Annotated in this window: 2 protein-coding genes; both read left to right on the forward strand. The window is 54.7% G+C overall.

What is annotated here, in order from left to right:
* Positions 1 to 1,342: hypothetical protein (locus VB672_RS22530; protein ID WP_329786430.1), on the forward strand; the 1,342-nt coding region annotated here is incomplete at its 5' end.
* 386 nt (positions 1,343 to 1,728) lie between these two features.
* A partial coding sequence (locus VB672_RS22535; protein WP_329786431.1) for a hypothetical protein occupies positions 1,729 to 4,338 on the forward strand: 2,610 nt, incomplete at its 3' end.

Consider the following 4,338-nt stretch of genomic DNA (forward strand, 5'->3'; position numbering starts at 1 on the left):
TACATCGCAGGCTTCAACATCAGAGACCGTCATGACCATTGAGAAGATTGCGAACCGCCTAACCAGTGATCAGAAGCTGCGAGAGCTTGCTGGTGCATTTTACACCTGTGCGGATACGGCAAGGGCGAAATCTGCTGATCATGCTACAGAAATCATGCGACAAGGAGGTTGGAAGCTAATACACGAGAACGTGTATGACCTCAGCCCTTTGAAGCCAATACTCAGCGATCTCATCAAGAGATGTCTCGAACTGGTCGGCCCTGACGCCATCAGCGAACGAGAGGTTTACCGCCTTGCTTGGGCCTCGGTCGGCATTGCATCGCCTATCCCCGATCAAGTCGCACATTTTTTGAAGGAGTTGTCGTCTGAGATACGGGCAAAAGTCCGCATACTTCTCCCCTGCTACTCGGTGCGTCTTGAGGACATTCGTGAGGTTCAGATCGGCCCGGTTGCTGTCAGACTGACAGATGACGTTGACCGTGATCTCGGGCCAGAATCGGGAGTCCGGTTGACCATCGGGCAGCCTGATGGTTTGCAAATTATCGACGGAAAACCTTTCGTCGCGCTCACGCCCATTTGTTGGGATATCGAGCTTCAATCGAAAATTGGGAATTTGGAGGCCGAAGCTCGTTGGCACACTTACGTTTTCACGAGCTTGATCCGCCTGATCGGCTACCCACAATTCACCGGCCCGTTCTCACCTAACCTCGGCGATGTCGAGGCAACTCCTACGGAGAAGCCCCGGAGTAAGCAGTCCTCCGTCACGATTCACGATACCCGCTCATCGTTCGGTGGCAGTTGGGTTCCGATGCACTACGTTGTCGGAGATGGGTTCGTCGAGCACATGAAAGGAAAATCATTCTATTCCAAGCTCAGCATCTTGTTCAATCCGCCGTCTAACAGCGTTGGTGAGCGTTTACAGCGCGGACTGGGCTGGATGGCGCGGGGGCGCATCTCGGACGACGATACAGAAAGACTTCTATTCTTCTTCACGGCGGCGGAAGCATTGCTGTCGGACAACGACAAGAGCGCTCCAGTGGTTCAAAATCTCGCTCGTCGGGGTGCCGTGATCCTCTCGAATGACGTAACAAGGAGAAGCGAGATCGCCAAGCTTATACAAGACCTTTACGCCATGCGATCCGACAGTGTTCATAGGGGCACCCGTCGCGTTCATGGATATCACGCGCGACAGGTTCAAAATGTTGTCGAAGCCATCCATGAAGCGGTCTTGGATAATTATGACATCAGTAAGCCATCAGGCGACTTCCACGCTAGTCTTAGCCGAGCGAGCTTCGGTCTACCATGGCCCGAAAAGGTCGATGTAGTGACACCGGGATCGTAAAGGCTTGCCTCCATATGCATGGTGTATTCAGCCCTCTATCAGATCACATTTTTCTTGATTGGATACGAGGGTGATTACATCGACTACGGCTCGACGAACTTTCCTATGCGCCGGTATCCACATCGAGGCTCAGGCGATGAGCACGAATAGCTCGTTTCCCCTCGCTGGCTCACAAAGTTCTTGGCATCACGCGCCTATAGTGATATAGTTACATAAATACCGAGCACGCTCTGGCAGAGTGCAAAGCAAGTTCCGGCCTCCGAGACCACTTCCAGCATATTGCGCCTGGGTGCGGTCATGGTCAGGCCAGTTGTAGATCGTCGTAAAGACGATCCAGAACCCTGCACGTCTGCCAGCGTGCAGGGTTTTCTTTATGGATTTTCTACATGCTATTTTCTTATGAAGAACAGGAGCGCCTTGCCCTCCTCTGGCAGCAATACGTCACGCCCACCCTTGGCTCCAAAGCTACCAAACAGTTCGTCAAGGCAGCCCAAAACCCAAAAACGTGGTTCGCTGACGCCATCATCAAGCCGCACCTTTTCCGGCCTGACGCTTTCGGCGGCATCTATTTCCCGGTGGACCTGACCAAGTTCTCCACGGGCCGAAATCACTTCTTCGCCGAACTCATCGCGAGCAATCCCAATCCTGTCTCCACCTACGGGGGTGATCCCCTGATCGGGTTGATGCTCTTCGCCAACCCTCTTCGCCTGTGGCTATCGCCCATGGACAGTGAGGATGAGCAGGGGATGGTACTTGGGGCCGAACGGCCTGTGGATCGCGTGGTGCTGGGCGAGCATCACGTCCTTACCTATGAGTTCGACGTGAAGGACACGGAGTTCTTGAAGGAGCAGCTTTCTTGGCTGAACTACAGCAAGAATGACCTCGATTGTCCGGTCGGTGATCTTTATCGCTACTGCTCGCAGTTCGCCGACTTCGCTGGGATCACCGTTAACTACTCGGGTAACAAAAGCCTCCACATTCATACCGTTTTCGAGACCAATCTCGCGCGTGCGCGTCTCGGATTAGATCAGTGCTCTGCCGCCGAGCTTCGGCGAGGCTTCGCGGCCCACTGGGAGAAGCTGCATGAGGATGTACTTCGTACCCTTAATGTCGGCAGCCATCGGGCCGATAGATCCCTCCAGTGGGCTGAGAGCTTCCGGCGCTTACCCAACGGGTCCAGAGTGATCGAAGATGATAACCTCCTTGGCTTTCCTAAAGGATCGGTGGTTCCGCAAATCACCCTATGGGAGAAAAGCCGCAAGCGAGCGTCTGGAGATGAGTTGCCTCTGTTCTGGTCTCCCGATTCCTTCTGTGCAACACCCAGGAGTAGGAAAGTGAAGACGGCCTGTCCGGCAGGGCGTAAACTTGGACCCGGTCTGACCCAAGCCGAGATCACCTACTGCGAAGCGCAGCTTCAAAAATGGTATCCGAACTGGCCGAAATTCGATCATCTCACCTACGAGGGTGGACGCTGGGTCGCCAAGTTCACGAACTCAGGGAATGATAACAACCCGTCCTCGGTCATGCGCGAGGACTATGCCTCGATCCATCTTGTAGGACGGGATGCTGAAGGGCTGACTTCTCGACCGTTGCCGTTCCCCTTGGGAACCATGCTTCGGCTATGGCGAGGGCAAATGGTTCGCGAGGAAGCATGCGACGAGGCTGTTGATCTCGATGATTTCTTGGCTGAAACACGTACGGATCGTACTTTTCACGAACTTGAGGAGCGGTTTCGGGCAAACGTAACTGACAGTGACACGGCTCGGTCGGAGATGGAGACATTCTTCAGGACTACGGTTGCCACAATGCCGTTACTCCTGGTGGTTGGTCCAGAGGGCGTAGGCAAGACCTCGGTGCTTATGGCCCTCCATCACGAGATCGTGGCCGACTTGGCGGAACGTGGCGAGAGTGGAGTCGCTATGTATGCCTTTGCTGATTATGGGGCTGCCGAGGCCAAGTGCGCTGCCTTCAATGAGATCCAGGAGAAAAATGATTTTATTGGCGTTGTGTTGCCGAGTTTTTCGAGAGCCTACGAGGAAGAGTGCGGGCGTCTCAGCATTGCGATGATCTCGACCGAAGAGGCAGCACGGCAGAGGTTTCAGTCGCGCTGGGCAGCCATCGAGAGGCTCCAACCGGAAGTTATTCAGCGCTTCAAGGAGCGCCATGCCACGGTGTGGGCCACTATCGGAAAGAGGAAGCCGGTATTTTTCACCGTGCATCAGGTCGCGCATGAATGGAAGAAGAGTGGGCCCTCGCGGCTGATGTGGGCTCCTTCCTTCTGGGATGCGGGTGAAAGGGATGAGAACGAGTGCTTCAAGACCTTGCGTAGAGAAACTAGCCTCGGGCTCCTCGTTCACGACGAGATCAAGGCTGACAGCCTAATTGATCTACAACCGGAAGAGATCATACGCTGGGTAGAGGCTCTAGCTGCTTCCGATCCTAGTCTCTGGAACGCGGATACGCCGCCGCTGCCTCAAGTCCTTGCCAGCTTCGAGGCTTTCGTCGCCGCCCATGGACACCCTACGGTGAATGGATGCGTGCGACCGGTAGCTTTTGAGGAGGCTCGAAGGGTCGCGGGTGTCGGGATCTCGCATTGGGATCACATCGTAACCGCCAACACAGGCGAGTATGGTTGTCGAGAGAATGCCCCGAGCGACAAGTGCGATGAAGAGGATGGTGAAGACGAAAAACATAGGGACATCTACAGAGAGCGACATGATCGCAATTGGTGGGTTTCTCCGCGAAGGTGGTGGCATGGCCTTGCCAATCGCGTTGTCGTCTTAACGACGGAGGAAGTTCCGACTGCTGTAGCTCGTGCTGCTGACCCTTTGTGGGCCATTTTTGGACTAGAAGCTCCGCGTACACGGCGCGATCATGTTGATGTCTACCCGTCCCGATCCATCACTAGCGCTAATCTCGCGACTGAGTGTCAAGAGTTCCGCGACGATCATCCGGATGACGATTTCTTCATTGTCTCCAACAAGGTCTCTATGCTG

The sequence above is a fragment of the Microvirga sp. CF3016 genome (assembly GCF_036314085.1).
In the GTDB taxonomy this organism is placed as follows: Bacteria; Pseudomonadota; Alphaproteobacteria; order Rhizobiales; family Beijerinckiaceae; genus Microvirga.